We start from the raw sequence: 18885 nt of genomic DNA on the forward strand, positions 1-18885 counted from the left end.
AGCGCCACTGATAGCGCGATTGAGACAAGTGAAAAGGCAGAGAAAGCAGTTTAGACTGTCCTTTCTGATTCTGAAGCGGATCTGCTATGAACCTGCGACATCTTCTTCCCGCCTGCGCGCTGCTGCTGAGCGGCTGTGCCACCATTGTCGGCACCGAAACGCAACCGGTAAAAATTGACTCTGTGCCGCAGGGCGCGCGTTTCACCGTGCAGGATGAAACCGGCCGCGCGGTGGCGCAGGGCTACACGCCGCAGACGGTGGATCTGGCGAAATCCAATAGCACCTATTTCGGTAAGAAATATTATCAGGTGATGCTGGAGAGTCCGGGCTATGTACCGCTGACGCTGCCCATCGAAGCCAGCGCCAACCTGTGGTACGTGCTGGGCAATATTCCGCTGCTCGGTTTCCCCGGCTGGCTGGTGGTCGATCCGTTTTATGGCGGTATGTATGACCTGAAGCCAGCGCACCCGCAGCCGCATCTCAACGTGGTCGGCGCGCGCGGCGGATAATTTGCACGGATGCGTAGCGGCGCGATTAATCGCGCTCAGTTAAATACGCGCAATAAATTGCGCCGCTACGGTTCGTCCCGATTGTTATTATTGCGCGGTAGGCTTCACCATCGCATTACCGGATTTATGTTGCGCCAAGTACTGCTGCTGGAAAATACACATGCGGATGGTGTTGCGATACTCGCCGTTGATGAAAAACTCGTGCTTCAGCACGCCTTCCACCTCGAAACCGAGCTTGGTGTAGATATGAATCGCCTTCTCGTTCTCCTGATCGACAATCAGATACAGCTTGTAGAGATTGAGCACCGAAAAGCCGTAATCCATCGCCAGCTTTGCCGCCCTGCTGGCTAAGCCCTTGCCCTGATGCGCCGGGTCAATGATGATCTGAAACTCCGCCCGGCGATGCACGTGGTTGATCTCCACCAGCTCGACCAGCTCGGCTTTTTGCCCATCGTGTTCCACCACAAAGCGTCGCTCGGTCTGATCGTGGATGTGCTTGTCATACAGGTCAGAAAGCTCCACAAACGTTTCGTACGGCTCTTCAAACCAGTAGCGCATTACGCTGGCATTGTTATCCAGCTGATGGACAAAGTGCAGATCTTCCCGCTCCAGCGGACGTAATTTTACCGTCATACGGTGTTCCTTTAGATGACTGAATGACTGTTGGGCGGCGGCGCAATTTACCTTCACGATAAACCGCGGCGCGATCGCACATATGATCGATCACGTCAGTGATCGTGGCTGACCAGCACCATCGTCAGGCCATAATTCTGTTTCAGATCGTTAAGCAGATTAAGGATCTCGGCCTGTACAGACATATCCAGCGCCGACGTCGGCTCATCCAGCAGCAGGATTTTGGGCTCCAGCAGCAGGGCGCGCACGATGGCGACGCGCTGACGCTGTCCGCCGGACAGCTGATGCGGATAGCGATCCGCCAGCACCGGATCCAGCCCGACATGGCGGAAGCCCGCGTTGATGCGATCGTCGATGTTATCGCGTCGCAGCAGCTTAAGCGGTTCCGCCAGCGTGCGGCGTAGCCGGTGACGCGGATGCAGCGAAGCGTAGGAATCCTGAAACATCATCTGCACATTGCGCCGCAGCTGGCCGGTAAAGGGTTTGCCCGGCTGCACGGCGGTATTCGCCAGCGTCATCTGGCCGCGCCAGTGCGGATTCAGTCCGGCCATCACCTACAGCAGCGACGATTTACCGCAGCCGGAAGGCCCCACCAGACCGAAACACTCGCCGGCCGCAACCTGCAGGTTCACATCGTGCACTACGGTGCGCAGTTCATAACCCTGTTTGTGCGAGACGCTCAGGTTGGTTAATTCAATCATGCATCTTCTCCAGCGCCGAGGTGGGCTCATCGGCAATCAGCAAATCGGGATCGGTAATCAGCGCGATCGCCAGCATCACGCGCTGGCCCATGCCGCCGGAGAGCTGATGCGGATAGCGCTTCATCAGCTGGCGCGGCTCGGGCAGGCCCACCGCGGCCAGCATCTCGCACACTTTCTCTTTGCGCTCGGCGCGGCTCAGCTTGCGATGCAGCACCAGTAGTTCTTCAACCTGCCAGCCAATGGTGCGCGTCGGGTTGAGCGCGTATTTCGGGTCCTGCATCACCATCGCCACTTTGCCGCTGCGCAGGCCGATCCAGTCGCGCTCGCGCGGTCAGGGTTTGCCCGAACCGGATTCACCGACCAGCGCCACGCGTTCGCGGCCGAGGGTAAAGCTGATGTTATCCACCAGCAGCGCATCGTGGCTGCGAATCGTCAGCCCCTGCGCATCAATTAACAGATCATTTGGCATGGCGGGTATCCAGTCGGTCACGCAGGCCGTCGCCTGTCAGGTTAAACGCCAGGCTGGCGAACAGAATGGCTGCGCCGGGCGCTGCCGCCACCCACCATTGGTCGAAAATCACTTTGATGCCTTCTGCTACCATCGAGCCCCATTCGGCGGTTGGCGGCTGTACGCCCATGCCAAGGAAGCCCAGCCCGGCGGCAGAAAGAATAATCCCACCGAGGCTCAGCGCGGCACGCACCACGGCGGTGGGCAGGCAGAGCGGCAGAATGTGGCCAAACATCAGGCGCAGGTCGGTAATGCCCTGCATCCGCGCGGCGGCGAGGTAATCGCTGCGGCGCAGCGCCAGGGTTTCCGCGCGTGCCTGCCGGGCAAACGGCGGCCAGCTGGTGAGCGCCAGCGCCAGCGCGCCGTTCATCAGGCCCGGACCCAGCATTGCCACCAGCGCCAGCGCAATCACCAGGTTGGGCAGCGACAGGAAAATATCGGTGATGCGCATCAGCACGCGTTCGATCCAGCCGCCGACGTAGCCCGCGGTGATGCCGACTAACAGGCCAACCGGGATGGTCAGCACCAGAATCAGCGACACCAGCAGCAGCGTCGGACGTGCGCCGTAGATCACGCGTGACAATAAATCGCGCCCGAAGCCGTCGGTGCCGAACCAGTGCAGCGCAGACGGTGCCAGCAGACGCTGTTCAATCACCTGCGCGTTAGGATCAAACGGCGCCAGCAGCGCCATGGCCACCAGCACGATCACCAGCGTCAGGCCGATGGTCAGCGAGGTGATACGCGCCCGGCGCCGGCGCGGGCGCACGGTTTCCAGTTCATGAAGTTGTTGAGTCATCGGGTTCTCGGATCGGTTAACCAGGTGAGGGCGTCGGCCACGGCGTTGAGCAGGATAAAGCAGCTGCCAATCAGCAACGTAGCGCCGAGAATCGCCGGAACATCCGCGGAAAACAGCGCGTTGGTCATGTAGCGACCCACGCCCGGCTAGGCGAATACGGTTTCCGTCAGCACTGACCCTTCCAGCAGCGTGGCGTAGGAGAGGGCGATAACGGTGATCAGCGTGCCCAGCACGTTGGGGAAAATATGACGCAGCAGAATGCGCGCCCGGCCAGCGCCTTTGGCGCGCGCCAGCACCACATACTCTTTGCTGCTCTCTTCCAGCAGCGCTGCGCGCAGCAGGCGCGTGATGCCCGCCATCGCCAGCAGGCCGAGAATCACCACCGGCAGCCACAGATGGGCAATCGCGTTGCGGAACATTTCCGCATCGCCGGAGAGCCAGCTATCAATCAGTACAAAGCCGGTCTTCGGTTCGAGGGTATAGATCCAGATATCATCCAGCTGACCCGGACCGGCGGACCAGTGCAGCACGGCGTAGAACAGCAGCAGACCCAGCAGGCCGAACCAGAACACCGGCACCGAGTAGCCCAGCAGCGAGATAAAGCGCGCCACATTATCGATGACGCTGCCCGGTTTCCACGCCGCCAGCAGCGCGAGCGTCACGCCGAACACCGCAGCGAAAATCATCGAACAGGTCGCCAGCTCAAGCGTGGCGGGGAAGGTGCGCATCAGGTCGGCGCTGACCGGCTGGTTGGTCAGGTGCGACAGGCCGAGATTGCCCTGCGCCAGATGGCTGATATAGCGCCAGAACTGCACCAGCACCGGCTGATCCAGCCCAAGGTCGTGACGCACCTGAGCATAGGTGGCTTCGCTAGCGTGATCGCCGGCGATTTGCTGCACCGGGTCGACTGGCGACAGGTGCGACAGCATGAAAGTAAACGCTAACAAACCCACCAGCGTCATCAGCAGCGACAGCAGACTGGTGACGAGGCGGCTGAAGCGCTGCCAGAGTGGCCGGGCGAACCCGGCCGATGACGCTGACGCTGCCATTACTTCGAAACCTGCGCGTAATACACCATGTCCGGGTTGATTCCCTGCACATAGCCCTGCAGATTGTCGCGCAGCGCAATCAGGTTACGCGCCTGCAGGCCAATCACGTACGGCGAGTTCTTCAGCACTTCGCGCTGCATCGCCTGATAAAGCTCAACGCGCTTATTGCTGTCGGCTTCGGCCGTCGCCGCCAGCGTCTGTTTGCTCAGCTCAGGAATGTGCCAGTCTGAACGGTAAGCAATGGTTTTGCTGCCATCTTCCGGGTTGTAAGCGAAGGACGCGGCGTTGGTGTTCGGGGCGAAATAATCCGCGCCCCAGGCGTTGAGCGTGGCTTCATACTGATGCGCCTACGCGGGTGGAGACTTCAGAACTCAAGCCCGGCTGCACTTCCACTTTCACACCGCCTTTGGCGAAGCTGCCCTGCAGCGCCTGCGCGATATCAAGGTACGGAGGCTGATTGCTGGTAGAGAGCTTGAAGCTGACGTTGGTCAGGCCGGCCTTCTGCAGAATCGCTTTGGCTTTCTCCGGATCGTAGCTGTAAGGCGTGTCGTTGAGCGCACCGAGGAAACCCTTCGGCAGGAAGGTCTGGTGCACTTCAAACTGGCCTTTCAGCAGGTCATTGGCGATACCTTTATAGTCGAACAAATAGTGTGCCGCTTCCCACAGCGCCGGGTTCTTCAGCACCGGATTGGCACCGACGTTGAACTGAATGTAGTAGAGCGACGCCATCGGAATCGCTTCGGTCTTCACGCCGGCTTTGCCCTTCAGCGCAGCGATCTGGTCGGCACCGAGGTTACGCGCGATATCGACATCGCCCTGTTCCAGCAGCAGACGGCGCGCTGCCGGCTCCGGCACGTTCTTGATCAGAATGTTTTTCAGCTTCGGTGCACCGGCCGGTGAGGTCGGGTTGGCACTGAGCAGTATCGCTTCATGCAGCACCACTTTGCGAATCTGGAACGGGCCGCTGCCGGCCGAGTGGGTGCCGATCCACGCGTGGCCGAAATCACCGTTTTTGGCGTTGGCCTGCGCGGTTTTTTCATCAACGATCGAGGAGACCGGCGCGGACAGCAGGCTCAGCACATAGGCCGGGCTGACGTTGGCGCTCCAGCTAATTTGTACGTGGTCTTCATCGACCTTTTTCAGGAAGCTGTCGACGTTGTCTTTGTTCCAGCCGAGCTGGGTCAGAATAAAGGACGGATCGAGGTTGAGTTTCACCACGCGGCCCAGCGAGAAGATGACATCTTCCGGGCGCAGCGGGTTACCGCTGGCGAACTTCGCGTCTTTGCGCAGCGCAAACGTCAGGCTGCGGTTATCGCTGCCCGGCTGCCACGACGTCGCCAGCGTTGGCTTAAGATCGGTCGGATTGGCCGGATCGGACTGCACCAGGCGCTGATAAATGTTAGTGAACGCTTGCACCTTGGTCAGTTCAAAGCCCTGGGCCGGATCAAAGCTGTCCGCATCATCCGTAGACTGCGCAATCACCAGCGTATCTTTCGGCGTGGCGGGCTGCGCGGAGAAGGCGGCTACCAGCGACAGCGCCAGCAGTGAGGGAATAATTTTTTTCATGTTGTTTCCTTGCCTTAAAAAAGTAACGCGAGTTTACGAGAGCGCTACAGTGAAGAATAGTCAATTTATGGCTATGCGTATGCCGTAAGGTTCTAAGCGGTGCGCTTCAGTTACAAGCAAGAAGGCGTAATGCGATCGGATTAATCTGGCGCACCTTATTCCCGTGCGCATTATCAACCAAATCGCAACGAAAATTAAATCAACCTGAACCCCGGAATAATTAACTTTACTTCGCTTTTCGCCCTCCTATAATAGTCGCAACTTCACACAGGAGAATTCAGTTGGACAGTCACCCTTATCGATGGCAATACAAGGCAAGCTGACTCGCGAATTCTTTTGTCGCTGCTTGCCAACATGGCGGGCAGCAATCCTCACCTCTTTATGATGATTGTTCCCTGATAATAACACTACAGCGGGCATGATGCCCGTGGGAATAGCATCATGCACATGATTTTAAACGCACTTTTTTCTCCACCTCGATGCGCGCGCTGATCTTCAGCGTGCTGAGCTTCCCTGCGCGTTAAGCCGCTTGAGGCTGCTGCTGCGCGCAGCGTTATCCAGGATTATGTTATTTCACTCGTTATTCAGCGAGCGACTTTCTTCGCCCATTATTTCCGGGAGGTAATATGGAAATTCCCGACAGGTTATTTTTAATTTGATCCGGTCACGCCGTGACAATTAATGCTTTCGGCTTGTGCGCCTGGCGCGCAGGGATCGTTATTGCCGTAAAAAATAAACGAGGAGTGTCATCATGACTGACATGAAACTCAACCAGGAAAAAAAAGCCTGGAACACCGTACGTCCGGCACGTCAGAAAACCGCACGCAATCTGATTGAAGACGAAGCCGCTTTTACCGCCGACGAAACGCTGCTGCGCCTGCGCAGCGATGCGCTGGGGCTGGTCGAGCGCGAAGCGGAAGCGCGGCTGCAGATTTATGGTCGCAATCAGGTGGAGCATGATAAAGCGCCACCGGCGCTGGTGCAGCTGATACAGGCTTTCAATAATCCGTTCATTTATGTGCTGCTGGCGCTAGCGCTGGTGAGCTTCTTCACCGACTACTGGATGCCGCTGCGACATGGCGAGGAGACCGATTTGACCGGTGTCATCATCATTGTGACGATGGTAACGCTCAGTGGTTTGCTGCGCTTCTGGCAGGAGTTCCGCACCAACAAAGCGGCACAGGCGCTGAAATCTATGGTGCGCACCACCGCGACCGTGCTGCGCCGGGAATCGGTACAGCAGGCGCCGCAGAAACAGGAAGTGGACATCACCAGCCTGGTGCCCGGCGACATCATCTATCTCTCGGCGGGCGAGCTGGTGCCAGCCGATGTGCGGCTGCTCGACTCACGCGATCTGTTTATCAGCCAGGCTGATTCTGACGGGCGAATCGCTGCCGGTGAAGAAATATGACGTCACCGGCCACGTGGCCAGCAAGCAGGCCAGCGCCAGCGACAAAGATGCGTCGCTGCTGGAACTGGGCAGCGTATGCCTGATGGGCACCAACGTCTCCAGCGGCAGCGCCAAAGCGGTGGTCGTCGCGACCGGCGGGGAAACTTACTTCGGCAGCTTGGCGAAATCGATTGTCGGTAACCGCACACAAACCGCTTTCGATCGCGGCGTGAACAGCGTCAGCTGGCTGCTGATTCGCTTCATGCTGGTGATGGTGCCGGCGGTGCTGCTGATTAACGGCCTGACCAAAGGCGACTGGCTGGATGCCGCGCTGTTCGCGCTGGCGGTGGCGGTGGGACTGACGCCGGAAATGCTGCCGATGATTGTCAGCTCGAATCTGGCCAAAGGGGCGATTGCCATGTCGCGCCGTAAAGTGATCGTCAAACGCCTGAACGCGATCCATAACCTCGGCGCTATGGACATTCTGTGTACCGATAAAACCGGCACGCTGACGCAGGATAACATCATCCTTGAGCACCATCTCGACTGTGCCGGGGTAGAGAACTCGCGCGTCCTGATGCTGAGCTGGCTCAACAGCCATTACCAGAGCGGCACGCCTAACCTGATGGATCGCGCCATCCTGCGCTACGGCAAAGGATGCATCAGCGCGGACATGAGCGACTACTACAGCAAAGTGGATGAGCTGCCGTTTGATTTTGTGCGTCGTCGCGTTTCAGTGGTGGTGCGTGACCGCCGCCTCAATCAGCAGATGCTGATCTGTAAGGGAGCGGTCAAGGAGATGCTGAGCATTGCCAGCGCCGAACGCGAAGGCAAACTGATTCAGCCGCTCAATGAAACCCGTCGCGCGGAGCTGCTGGCGCTGGCGCATCAGTACAATCAGCAGGGCTTCCGCGTGCTGCTGGTGGCCAGCCGCGCGCTGGCGGAGCCGGGCCTGCAACAGGCGCTGAGCGTCGCGGATGAGCAGGGGCTGACCATCGAAGGGCTGCTGACCTTCCCCGATCCGCCGAAGGAGAGTGCGGCGAAGGCGATTACCGCGCTGAACGAGAACGGCGTAACGGTCAAAGTGCTGACCGGCGACAATCCGGTGGTGACGGCGCGCATCTGCCAGCAGGTGGACATCGACTGTGGCGAGATCCTCACCGGCGAGGCGATTGCTGCCATGAGCGATGAGCAGCTGCCGCAGGTCGCGGCGCGCAGCTCGGTGTTTGTGCCAAACTGACGCCGCTGCAGAAGTCACGCATTCTGCGTGCGCTGCAGCAGGGCCATACGGTTGGTTTTCTCGGTGACGGCATCAATAATGTGCCCGCGCTGCGTGACGCCGATGTGGGGATCTCGGTCGACAGCGCGGCGGACATCGCCAAAGAGTCTTCTGACATCATCCTGCTGGAAAAGGATTTGATGGTGCTGGAAGAGGGCGTGATGAAGGGGCGCGAGACGTTCGGCAACATCATCAAGTACCTAAACATGACCGCCAGTTCGAACTTCGGCAATGTGTTCTCGGTGCTGGTGGCGAGCGCGTTCATCCCATTCCTGCCGATGCTGGCGATTCATCTGCTGATTCAGAACCTGATGTACGATCTGTCACAGCTGGCGCTGCCGTGGGATAAAATGGATCGTGAGTTCCTGCGCAAACCGCGCAAATGGGACGCGCGCAACATCAAACGCTTTATGTTGTGGATTGGGCCAACGTCGTCAATTTTTGACATCACCACCTTTGCGCTGATGTGGTACGTGTTCGCGGCGAATACCCCAGCGATGCAGTCGCTGTTCCAGTCCGGCTGGTTTGTGGAAGGGCTGTTGTCGCAGACGCTGGTGGTGCACATGCTGCGCACGCGCAAGATTCCGTTTATCCAGAGCCGCGCGGCGCTGCCGGTGCTGCTGATCACCGCCTGTGTAATGATTGCCGGCATTCTGCTGCCGTTCTCGCCGCTCGGCGCGATGGTCGGCTTGGTGTCGCTGCCATGGAGCTATTTCCCGTGGCTGCTGGCCACGCTGCTCGGCTACTGCCTGGTGGCGCAGGGCATGAAAACGCTGTACATCAAGCACTTTGGCCAGTGGTTCTGAGTGCAGGAGGCGCGATGAAACAACGCAACCTGGATAAAACGGTGTGCCACCTGCTGATAATTATGGTGGTCATCGTCGTGCTAACGTTAGTGTTCCGATAAGGACAACAGGGCAGGGTATCCTGCCCTTTTTCGTGGCACACCAACCAGCGAGAGACAGATGAGCCAATAACAGCGAGCATTGATTATTGGGGCGTCAAAAGGCATTGCCCTGGCCGTGGTGCAGCTGCTGCTGCAGGAGGGCTGGCAGGTGACCGCCACCTACCGTTCCACGGCGGTTTCGTTTCAGCATCCGCAGCTGCAGTGGCTGGCGCTGGATATCACCGATGGCGCGCAGCGTGCGGCGTTGGTCCGGCAACTCGGCGACGCACCCTTTGATCGCATCCTGATTAACGCCGGGATTCTTGGTCCGCACGCGTCACAGCTGCGCGACGTGGACGATGCGCAGCTCAGCGAGCTGTTCTTTACCAATGCGGTGGCGCCGGTGCGCCTGGCGGAGAGCCTGCTGCCGCTGCTGCACGATAAACAGAGCGTGCTGGGCCTGACCACGTCGCGTCTCGCCAGCCTCAACGAGAACCGTGACGCGGCGATGCCGTTCTACTCGGCCAGCAAAGCGGCGCTGAATATGTTGAGCCGCTCGCTGGCGACGCAGATGCACAAGCAGGGCAGCACGTTGCTGTCATTGCATCCGGGCTGGGTAAAAACCGACATGGGCGGTGAGGGCGCGCGGATATCACCGTCACCGAGAGTGCGCAGGGCATGGTCACACAGCTGCAGCAGTTTAGCGGGCGTGGCGGCCACCACTACGTGGATTACCGCGGCCAGCTGCTGAACTGGTAATGATTAGCCTGCTGGTTAGCGCCAGCAGGTTTTTTTCTTACTCATCCGGCGAATAGTACTGCACGCCGATTTCAATACGTTCGCGACCACTCGCCACGCGGTGACGGTTGGTATCGCGCAGCGAATAGATGCAGCCGCAATACTCCTGCTGATAGAAGCGTTCGCGCTTGCTTATCTCAATCATGCGCGACGAACCGCCACCTTTACGCCAGTTAAACTCCCAGTACAGCATATCCGGATAGCGCGCCGCCGCACGTACGCCGCAGTCGTTGATTTGCTGCATATTTTTCCAGCGCGAAATGCCAAGTGAACTGGTGATCACCGGGAAGCCGTGTTCATGCGCGTACAGCGCGGTGCGCTCGAAGCGCATGTCGAAACACATGGTGCAGCGCACGCCGCGCTCCGGCTCCCACTCCATGCCGCGTGCGCGCTCGAACCAGTTGTCTTTGTCGTAATCGGCATCAACAAAAGGCACGCCAAACTGCTCGGCAAAGCGGATGTTCTCCTCTTTGCGCAGCTCGTACTCTTTCAGCGGATGGATGTTCGGGTTGTAGAAGAATATGGTGTAATCGATGCCGGATGCCAGCATCGCTTCCATCACTTCTCCCGTGCAGGGAGCGCAGCAGGAGTGCAGCAGCACTTTATTATGACCGTTGGGCAAGGGCAGCGGCTGGCGTTGAAATGTATCGGACATAAATTTAATTAATGGTTAAGGACGATGCGGCAAGTGTAGGGGCAAAGGCCGGCCGATGCAAAGCTGATGACGTTTCAGGGAGAGGGCCTGTGGTACTGCGTGGCAACCGCTCGCCCGGAATGCGTAGCGACGCGATTCATCGCGCAATAAATGGCGCCGCTAAGACAGGGCAAAGATTATTGCAGGGTCAATGACCCAGCTTTGCGCATCACTGCGCAGGCTGCGCGAAGTCAGGTCTCATCGTGAATGATGGTCGACGCACCGTTCTGCTGCACCGAGCGGATACCGTTTTCCGCCGCCTGTTTAGAGCTGTACATCTCGCTGGTGGCGATGTTTTCTCCGTTGCTGGCTTTAAGCACAAACCAGTATTTCTGTGACGATGCTGTATCACTCTTACTCGGTTGCTGGCAGGCACAAAAAAGGCCGCATCGCGGCCTTTTGGGGTAATGAATTCGTGTTTATCACGCGGGTAAAGCCGTGATGTTCATGAATCGGGTAAATGCTTTACTTCGGGAGACACCTTTCGGATCGCTGAAAAATGGCAGCTGGAATTTCGGTGATTCTTCCAGTTTCAGGCTCCAGATATAATCACCGATAAAACGAAACTGAAGTGAATGGTCACTGATGTGCAATTGCTCAAATGTGCCGGAGTTATACTCATTTTGAAGTGTTCAACTAAAACTGGCCACCGCTTTAGAGTTTTTCCAGTATCGGTTTTCCGATTCGTTTGGGGGTAACCCACCGTTATAGTCATGCGGCCTTAGCGAGCTGTAATATCCGACGATATAGTCTGTGATCGCATGTGCAGCTTCGCTAAAGTTTATATAACCTGTCACTGGCACCCACTCGTTTTTCAGACTTCTGAAGAAGCGTTCCATCGGGCTGTTGTCCCAACAGTTTCCACGTCGGATCATACTCTGCCTGATCCGGCAACGCCACAGTAACTGCCTGCTTGTATAGTGGCTACCCTGGTCACTGTGGAACATCGCTCCGGCTGGTTTACCGCGAGTTTCCCACGCCATTTCCTGCGCTTTGATGGTCAGCCTGCTGTCCGGTGAGAATGACATTGCCCAGCCTACCGGTTTCCTTGCCAACAGATCGAGAACAACAGCGAGGTAAGCCCAACGCCTGCCTGTCCAGATGTACGTCACATCGCCGCACCACACCTGATTAGGCTCTGTCACTGCGAACTGTCGCTCAAGGCGATTCGGGATAACGATGTGTTCATGACCACCACGTTTATACCGGTGGGTAGCCTTTTTTAATATGTCGTTTTCCATTTCAATACGTTGTAGCTTTTTCTTCAGCTCGCGTATTTCAATCTGTTCCGGGGTTATAGGGGAGGCTTTAGGTATTTTGCCCTGTCGTTCATCCCGCAACTGTTTTCCCCATCGCGTCATGGTAGAAAGACCCACATCCATAGCATTGGCCGCAGCTGCAACGGTGTAGTTCTGATCAAGGACCAGTTGAGCGGCTTCGCGTTTAAACTCTGCGCTGAAATTTCTTTTTTTCATTATGGCACCTGTGTTGTTCTGAGGTGAGCATATCACCTCTGTTCAGGTGGCCAAATTTAGTGTGCCACTTCATCGGCCCATCCGGGGCCTCGCCCTGCGGGTGATGCTGGCGCATCAGCCTGAATCGCTCCCGGCGATTCAGTCGAACCTGCAGCAGGTTCGAATCCTGCACTCCGGACATCGGCGCACAGAAACGAAAAAAGCGCCTAGTGGGCGCTCTTTTCTGAATTTGTTGGGTCGTGTAGGAGCTAAATTAAAACAACAATATATTGATATTAAATAAAATTATATTTATTTATATTTAATGTACCCAATTAAGTACCCGCATTGGTTTAAGCGTCCTGTACGGTTCTTTTTCGAAGATTGAAACCTATTAATCACGACACGCATAAATCGCCGCCTCTAATTCCTTCTCGTAGCCTATACGCTGGTGACGTTCTGCTCGTAGCGCCCGCATCTGCTGATCAATGGGGGCCCCGATTTTTAACTGGTCAACAACGAAGGCGGGTTTTGATACATCGGCAGTTTTGCACGGTACCGGCACGGGTACTTTCACTTCGACATAAACAGGATCCGGGCGCGGCGTTTCACCACATCCGGCCAGCAGAAAAATTCCCACCAGCATTACGCGCTTCATTTCGAGCGCTCCCGCCGTAGCTCGTCATTAAATGCCGCTGATGCAGCCGCGCATGCCTCACCCTGGGTTTGTTCAGACAGAACGGTATTGGCGGCGGCATAGTCCGCCTGTGCCGATTTGCGGGCCTCCTCCTGCTTTGCTTTCGCGCTGGCTTCTCGCAGGTCAGCCAAAAGTTTTAACGCCGCCACACCGTTATTCTGGGCTGAGATTGCCGCATCCTGCTGGCGTTTCTCTGTTTTGCAGGTAGTCAGTAACCTATTGAGTTTATCAATGGTGGGTTGGTAATGGTGCGCCGCCAGCCAGACACCTGTGCCGACGAGGGTCGCCAGCGCCAGCAGGAAAACAATAACTCGTACGGCTGCATTCATTTATCCAGCCCCCAGCAGGTTAACTCAGATTCCTGCTCGCGCCGTTCAATCTGTCCATAGCAGTTATTGGAACGCACCCGGCAATCTTTGCCACCGTCCCAAATCCAGCGCTTAATCTCTTTACAGGCACCCATCACATCGCCTGCATTCAATTTGCGGTAGAACGTTGAGGTGAAGCAATTAGCCGGGCCGATATTCCACGGACAAAATGAGGCAATGCCGACTTTCTGAGGGTCGTTGAGCGGCACGCTAACGTTGCGCTCCACCCAGTCGAGCGCCTTTTTCTGCTCTGCGGCATCAATTTTTGCGCACTGCTCAGCGGTCAGCTTCATGCCCTTCACTACCGGCCTGCCATCTGCCCGCGTTACACCACCGCAAATCGTCCATACACCACCACCATCCGGGTATGCCATTAAATGGTTGCCCTCTTTTTCATCAAGAAACCGGTCAAGAATAACCGATGCGGGAGCGCCAGCCAGTATGAGCCCGAGAATGACGGCACTTAGCCGCGTCTTTAAGGCGCTCATTTCTGCTCTCTTAATGTTTTTTGCAGGTGAGTAATTATTTCGACAAGCACGTCAGGATCTACGTTGCGCTTACCCTCGGCTATTTGTTCCAGAATGTCAGTTTGTCGCCGGGCTTCCGATGCGAGCGCCTTGTTTTTTCTGTCGTTTGAGAGGCAGGTGTAGACAGTGAAGATTGCAGTAAAAACTGCACCGACGGCAAAGATAATATCCTGTAGTGACAGCGCCGCCAGTACGCCCGTCAACCCGCTCCAAAAGTATGACCCTTTGTCATTCATTCGCATACGCATCCCGTGTCAGTTGGTAATGCGTATGCTCTTCGGTTGTGCGTTCGGTTTCCTGACTAAAGGCTGATTGCTGATGAGGCCGTTGCAGTGGCTGAATCACGCGCTGCCTGATTCGGGCGCTTCCGGCCAGTCGATATCCGGTGCTTTGCTGATATCCACACGGCTAAGCAGCACGCGGTAGGTTTTCCACCCGGTGAGTAATGCCGTCTCTTCTTCTGTTGCGATATACAGATCAACCGCATCGCTCAGCGTTCGAATACGCGCATTCGCCACGGTAAGACGTGAGCTTAACTCCTGTTGTGCCGCCTGCTGTGCAGCCTGTAATTCTGCTGTGTGCTGGGCCGCTTTGTCTGTTACCCATTGCTTGCCGTTCCAGGTATCAAATTTCGTTGCCGGAGCCAGTAGCGTTACCTCTTCGGGTAGCTCACCCATCGCCGTGACAGTCGAGGCTTCCCGTGTCACGGTGTTGTAAACGGTTTGACCCCGATAATCGGGGACATGCTCCCACGACCTGCCATCCGCCGTGCGACGCAGTGCCTGGCCGTCCGGCGGTAACTCTGGCTTATCGGGGTAACTGTGGGCGGGGAGACCTACGCCCGGCATGAGGTATTCCATGGTGGCGCAATAGTATTCCCCCGTGTCTTGATCGACATGATAGACAATGATCCAGCCAGCCTTTTTGCTGAGTCCGTCTTCGCCTAATTCGGCAGTTTCAATATCTGTTGAATATTTGCTCATTATACTGCTCTCACAATGTAGTTAAAGGCGATGTTGCGCGGGCGGGTTTCGTTAGCGGTTCGCGTCTGGCGCGATGAATCAAATACCCCGCGTGCGCCACCTCTGTGGCGTGTTGATGCCGCGTCATAATTGACCTTCGCGGTTCTGTCGATGTATAAGGCCCCGGAGGGGGGATAATCGATATCTCCACCCGCCGTCATATCGTCCATAGCCCATTTTGCCGTTATCGGTTGCATCGCATCATCCTGCGCCGAGAGAAGTGCACGCCCGGTATCAACCTTCCTTCCATCATCCCAGCCGCGGATAAATTCGCCGCGCAGGTCTGGCAGGTTGCCGCTGGGGTAGAAAGAGGCTAAAACCGGATAGGCTGTTTTGTTAAATGCCTGCCCGTTGCATCTCAGCCACCCGGAAGGGGGAACTTCGCCCGGGAACGGCAGCGGAATACCCGCCAGTTCATCGGCGGTGCAAACCTGCGCCCAGGCAGACCAGGGCGCACCCCCCACATCCCGACGGCTGCGAATATAAACCGGGGCTTGAGCACCAGTGATACTGGTACCGCTCCAGCCCATCAGCAATTCACCCTCCCCGCCAGACGATGCGCCTTTGAGATGAATGACATTACCGTAAGGGGTCGGATAACCATTGTTGTAGGCCTCATACATCTGGATACCGGACGCACCCTGATCGTTGCCACTTAATGCCGGAACCCGGCCACGGGATACCAGCGTATTGACAGCGCCGCCGATATCTAATTTGTTTTCAACCGCTTTACGTATGGCGCTTAACGCCTGCTGTACCGTTTCGCTTTTACCGTCAGGCTGTTGACTGCCGATCTTCGTCGCACCATCGGATTTCGCCAGTTCGGTCAGCACATCGGCGGCAGTTCCGGCAGGCGGTAGTGCCGCAATGGGTGCCCCCAGTGCATCAAAGGAAAGCAGCTTACCGGCACGTGTGGCCGCATCAGGTATAGGGGAAATGACCGCTTCAGGCACGCGCAGGGCGCGATGGTTTGTCGCGTTGTTTAACGTTTCAATGTGCTGATTGGTTTTTTTATCCAGCGTATTTGCATAGCCTTTTGTGGCCGCATCCTGATCATTTACCGGGTCGGCAAGACTGGCAATGCGGTACCCCTTTGCACTGAACGGGCCACCAGAAACAGGCCGTAACAATGCAAAGCCGAGTGAAACAAAGCTTTGCTTTATCGCCATCCACAGGCGATCAAAATCGAGGTTAACGGTATCTGCCAGTAAATCGCCATTATCCTGGTATTCCGTCAGGCGCACCGGCGCGACAACACGCTCAATCATGACGATAACGTTATTTGCCGGGGGAGTTAAAAATGTGACCTCGCCGCCGTTAACGTTGTCAATCCCTGTCACGGTAAACCCTGTGGAAACCACCTCACCATCCAGAGAAACGGTTAAATCTCCTGCATTGATCAGATAAAATTCATAAGGAAAAACAGTGGTTACACCGTTTGCGGTATAGATGTTGTAGGGGGTTTGATCAGGGACTGCCATACCTTCGCCTTAATAGTCAGTATCGACCATGATTTCACCATCGTAGGGGTGCCAATTATCCCGACGGGTGGCGTTCGGTTTCCCGACCAATTTACCGATACGCACCGGCGTTTGACTAATTGCCCCCGCGCCTGAGTCGATATAGTCATCAGGCTGATCGGCAACCGCTGGATTGAAATCGCGCATCTGGTCATACATGGGGCCGTCCAGCACATCGCTGTGAGCCCACAGGAAACGAGAGGAAAGCGGAGCCTCGAACGCATCGAGAATACGCTTTTGTTTGTTGGTGACGCTAAATGCTTCCTGAACGCCGCACCCGCTACCCTTCAATGCCTGACGTAGCAGTTTTCCGGCAAAGCTGCCGGGGCCGTTCACTTCCACCACCACGCGGGGTATCTGGTACCTGATGACCAGGTCGCGTATCTGCACCACCTGGCCGCCAGTGATTTTGTCATTATCATCGAATTTTGCCAGATCTCCGGTCAGCGCCTGGCACACCTGCCAATACAAATGCCCGCGCGCGTCGGTCAGCATCAACGAAAAGGCACTGGCATCTGCCTTAACTTTTCCTGTGGCCACGTCCCACCAGGCGACCGCGCCGACGATTTGCACGCCACCCAGCCACATAGCGCAAACGCCATTTGCATGGCGGATTTCAGGATGCACAGCGTATTCACGGATGCGATCAGGATTGAGCCGTACATCACCCACCGGCTTACTGTGAAGCTGATACTGGCTGTCCCATTCGTTGATGGTGCGCGTTTCGCGGCGACGGCGTAGCATTTCGTCACGGGTAAACCGTTCCGGCCACGCACACCCGGCGTAACAGTCGATCAGCATGTCCGGCGCTTCGGCAAAAACGATACCGTCAGCGCTCAACAGATAATCGCTCCCCTCCACCAGCAGTCGCGCCCCGTGGTAAATCCCGGCAAAAACAAATTCCGGCCGGAACGGTAACGCGTATTCCTTGTGCCTGGCGTCCTTTTCCTCGAGACGGTATTCATGCTGAAACAGCCTGATGGTAAGACAGTCAGCGCCCAATTTTTCCACCTCGTCATAAAGGCTGTCATGGGTGTGTGGGGTACCGACATACAGCTTGCGTCCGCCCGGTACCAGAATATGCGTTTGCTCCCCGAGCCGAGACCGCAATTTTTCGCGCGCTTCCGGCGTCTGGATATTTTTCGGGACTTCCACGTCATCGTTCTGGCACTCGTCGGCGCGGGCAGAGGTGACGTTAGAAAGAATGCCCCTGGCGTACATGCTGGCGTTTCGCCTGTCCAGCGCGCTGTTTACCCACCACTGTTCTACGGTGCCTTGTCCGTCCGGCAGCATGCCGCGCGTCAAAGGATGGTTTCGGATGACGTTCTGTGTGTCGCGGCTGGTTTTATACGCGGTACCATCGGATTCCGACTGGTGCAAAATACGGTAGGTGTGGTCACGGTAATACCGCCAGGCGTTATACACGGCGAGGAGGGTCGATTTACCAAAGCCACGAAAGCAGCGGAGCACCGCCAAATCGCCGCGATGCTCCAGCCAGTTAACGGCACGGTAATGACATTCCGGCACCGCCCACTTCATGCGCTCCGCCCACATGATGAAGAAGGCGACAAAGGACATCATTTTTTCCCTTTCTGTAACCGCTCAATGATGGCCGCTGCTTCCCGTTCAGCGGCTGCGACCCTCTGCCCTAAACCAAAATCATCATCGTCTTCCCCCTCGGCTGTCGGGGTACCGCCGCGCGTATGCATGCCGATAAGGGTATGCACCTTGGTTAACAGCGTCAGTGTGGCCGCCGCGTTCTTCTTGAACCAGTAGCGATCGCCACGCTCCTGTTTGGTGTGCTTGTCGATGGCTTTGCCCGCGCCGGGCCAGTTATCGGGATCGGCTTCAGTCAGCACGGTATCGGTGAGCTTGTCGCTCAGAACGGAAAGGCGGGTTTTGTGATCGTTATGCATAAGAAATAGCCCCATGATAAACATGAGGCTACGATGCTATGGGTGAGCGTTCGGTTTTCTGACTATTGCGGTCGTTGCTGCCTTCTTCTGAACTTGAAGACCTAAGCCCGAATTTGGGCTTAGGTCAAGACAGTTTCTACTTGTAGAAACCAGGAAGCACCCGAAACACCAAATAACCTTCCTTGTCAGTACGCCCAAGCCAGTACCGTGCACAGTATGACCGCTATTCCTTGTAGTGACTGAGTTGCATAGAGTACATACACCATTCCTTTTCGAGCCAAGATAGCGGACAACGTACCCGATGCTAGGGATACAACAACAAAGGCCAGAATAGTCCACCAACCTAAAGATAAGGCCGCTCTCCAAATTAAAGCTATGCATAACGGAATGCTAAGGATGCTTAAAACCTCAGCAGCGAGACTTACAGACTGATGTTTTGTTGTTTGCGCCAGCAATGTACTTACTGAAATTCCTATAAGTGCAGTAATTAATCCCAAATCGCTATACATAGCTATTCCTTTTATCGAGAAAATGGGTTACCCGCTAAATGCTCTACTAAAATCGGGCATTCT

General features: G+C 56.4%; 15 protein-coding genes and 7 pseudogenes. 3 read left to right on the forward strand and 19 right to left on the reverse strand.

The features are described 5' to 3' along the window. Positions 1-86: 86 nt before the first annotated feature. Positions 87-509 (forward strand): hypothetical protein, encoded by a 423-nt coding sequence (locus AC6I8M_RS17060; RefSeq protein ID WP_010616762.1) that lies wholly within the window; start codon positions 87-89, stop codon positions 507-509. An 87-nt stretch (positions 510-596) separates the two neighbouring features. On the opposite strand, the gene speG is transcribed toward AC6I8M_RS17060, so the two are convergent. The 7 genes and pseudogenes from speG to AC6I8M_RS17095 form a co-directional block, all read right to left on the reverse strand. Next, positions 597-1142, reverse strand: a complete 546-nt coding sequence (speG, locus tag AC6I8M_RS17065) for a spermidine N1-acetyltransferase (RefSeq protein ID WP_010616761.1) — start codon at positions 1140-1142, stop codon at positions 597-599. A 43-nt stretch (positions 1143-1185) separates the two neighbouring features. Then, a pseudogene (locus AC6I8M_RS17070) lies at positions 1186-1843 on the reverse strand (ABC transporter ATP-binding protein); the annotation flags it as partial. 7 nt (positions 1844-1850) lie between these two features. Beyond that, positions 1851-2168: pseudogene (locus AC6I8M_RS17075) on the reverse strand (ATP-binding cassette domain-containing protein); the annotation flags it as partial. Between the two features lie 12 nt (positions 2169-2180). After that, positions 2181-2312 (reverse strand): annotated as a pseudogene (locus AC6I8M_RS17080) (ABC transporter ATP-binding protein); the annotation flags it as partial. Further along, positions 2302-3147 carry an ABC transporter permease gene (locus AC6I8M_RS17085; protein ID WP_022548606.1) on the reverse strand — a complete coding sequence of 282 codons (846 nt, stop codon included), beginning with the start codon at positions 3145-3147 and terminating at the stop codon, positions 2302-2304. The pseudogene AC6I8M_RS17080 and the gene AC6I8M_RS17085, both read right to left, overlap by 11 nt. Next, a pseudogene (locus tag AC6I8M_RS17090) lies at positions 3144-4196 on the reverse strand (ABC transporter permease). Before AC6I8M_RS17090 ends, AC6I8M_RS17085 begins: the two are co-directional and overlap by 4 nt. Further along, a pseudogene (locus AC6I8M_RS17095) lies at positions 4196-5762 on the reverse strand (ABC transporter substrate-binding protein). The pseudogenes AC6I8M_RS17090 and AC6I8M_RS17095 overlap by 1 nt, the downstream one beginning before the upstream one ends. Positions 5763-6513: 751 nt before the next feature. Here AC6I8M_RS17095 and mgtA point away from each other — a divergent pair. Beyond that, a pseudogene (gene mgtA / locus AC6I8M_RS17100) lies at positions 6514-9237 on the forward strand (magnesium-translocating P-type ATPase). Positions 9238-9417: 180 nt separating this feature from the next. Continuing rightward, positions 9418-10068 carry an SDR family NAD(P)-dependent oxidoreductase gene (locus AC6I8M_RS17105; RefSeq protein WP_010616759.1) on the forward strand — a complete coding sequence of 217 codons (651 nt, stop codon included), beginning with the start codon at positions 9418-9420 and terminating at the stop codon, positions 10066-10068. A gap of 45 nt (positions 10069-10113) precedes the next feature. Here the strand turns inward: AC6I8M_RS17105 and AC6I8M_RS17110 are convergent, their stop codons facing one another. From AC6I8M_RS17110 to AC6I8M_RS17165, 12 genes and pseudogenes are all read right to left on the reverse strand, one after another. Beyond that, complete coding sequence (locus tag AC6I8M_RS17110) at positions 10114-10770, reverse strand: epoxyqueuosine reductase QueH (protein WP_010616758.1); 657 nt, start codon at positions 10768-10770, stop codon at positions 10114-10116. Positions 10771-11000: 230 nt separating this feature from the next. Beyond that, positions 11001-11165 (reverse strand): annotated as a pseudogene (locus tag AC6I8M_RS17115) (YegP family protein); the annotation flags it as partial. 276 nt (positions 11166-11441) lie between these two features. Further along, positions 11442-12284 carry an IS3 family transposase gene (locus AC6I8M_RS17120; protein WP_022537112.1) on the reverse strand — a complete coding sequence of 281 codons (843 nt, stop codon included), beginning with the start codon at positions 12282-12284 and terminating at the stop codon, positions 11442-11444. Between the two features lie 373 nt (positions 12285-12657). Next, a complete protein-coding gene (locus AC6I8M_RS17125) occupies positions 12658-12921 on the reverse strand; it encodes a hypothetical protein (RefSeq protein WP_498013520.1) in 264 nt (87 codons plus the stop codon). Further along, on the reverse strand, positions 12918-13289 hold the full coding sequence (locus tag AC6I8M_RS17130; protein WP_498013456.1) for a hypothetical protein: 372 nt from the start codon (positions 13287-13289) through the stop codon (positions 12918-12920). The genes AC6I8M_RS17125 and AC6I8M_RS17130 overlap by 4 nt, the downstream gene beginning before the upstream one ends. Continuing rightward, positions 13286-13816 carry a lysozyme gene (locus AC6I8M_RS17135; RefSeq protein ID WP_498013455.1) on the reverse strand — a complete coding sequence of 177 codons (531 nt, stop codon included), beginning with the start codon at positions 13814-13816 and terminating at the stop codon, positions 13286-13288. The genes AC6I8M_RS17130 and AC6I8M_RS17135 overlap by 4 nt, the downstream gene beginning before the upstream one ends. Beyond that, positions 13813-14058 carry a hypothetical protein gene (locus AC6I8M_RS17140; protein ID WP_498013454.1) on the reverse strand — a complete coding sequence of 82 codons (246 nt, stop codon included), beginning with the start codon at positions 14056-14058 and terminating at the stop codon, positions 13813-13815. Before AC6I8M_RS17140 ends, AC6I8M_RS17135 begins: the two co-directional genes overlap by 4 nt. A 138-nt stretch (positions 14059-14196) precedes the next feature. Further along, entirely contained in the window at positions 14197-14838 is a 642-nt protein-coding gene (locus tag AC6I8M_RS17145) for a tail fiber assembly protein (RefSeq protein WP_498013453.1), read from the reverse strand. After that, positions 14838-16358, reverse strand: coding sequence for a tail fiber protein (locus AC6I8M_RS17150; RefSeq protein ID WP_498013452.1), 1521 nt, complete (start codon positions 16356-16358; stop codon positions 14838-14840). The genes AC6I8M_RS17145 and AC6I8M_RS17150 overlap by 1 nt, the downstream gene beginning before the upstream one ends. 9 nt (positions 16359-16367) lie before the next feature. Then, the gene (gene terL, locus AC6I8M_RS17155; protein ID WP_498013451.1) at positions 16368-17978 is read right to left on the reverse strand and encodes a phage terminase large subunit; all 1611 of its coding nucleotides are present in this window, start codon (positions 17976-17978) and stop codon (positions 16368-16370) included. Next, the gene (locus tag AC6I8M_RS17160) at positions 17975-18313 is read right to left on the reverse strand and encodes a hypothetical protein (protein ID WP_498013450.1); all 339 of its coding nucleotides are present in this window, start codon (positions 18311-18313) and stop codon (positions 17975-17977) included. Before AC6I8M_RS17160 ends, terL begins: the two co-directional genes overlap by 4 nt. A gap of 185 nt (positions 18314-18498) precedes the next feature. Further along, entirely contained in the window at positions 18499-18822 is a 324-nt protein-coding gene (locus AC6I8M_RS17165; RefSeq protein WP_498013449.1) for a hypothetical protein, read from the reverse strand. Positions 18823-18885 lie beyond the last annotated feature (63 nt).

Source organism: Type-A symbiont of Plautia stali (genome assembly GCF_059731155.1).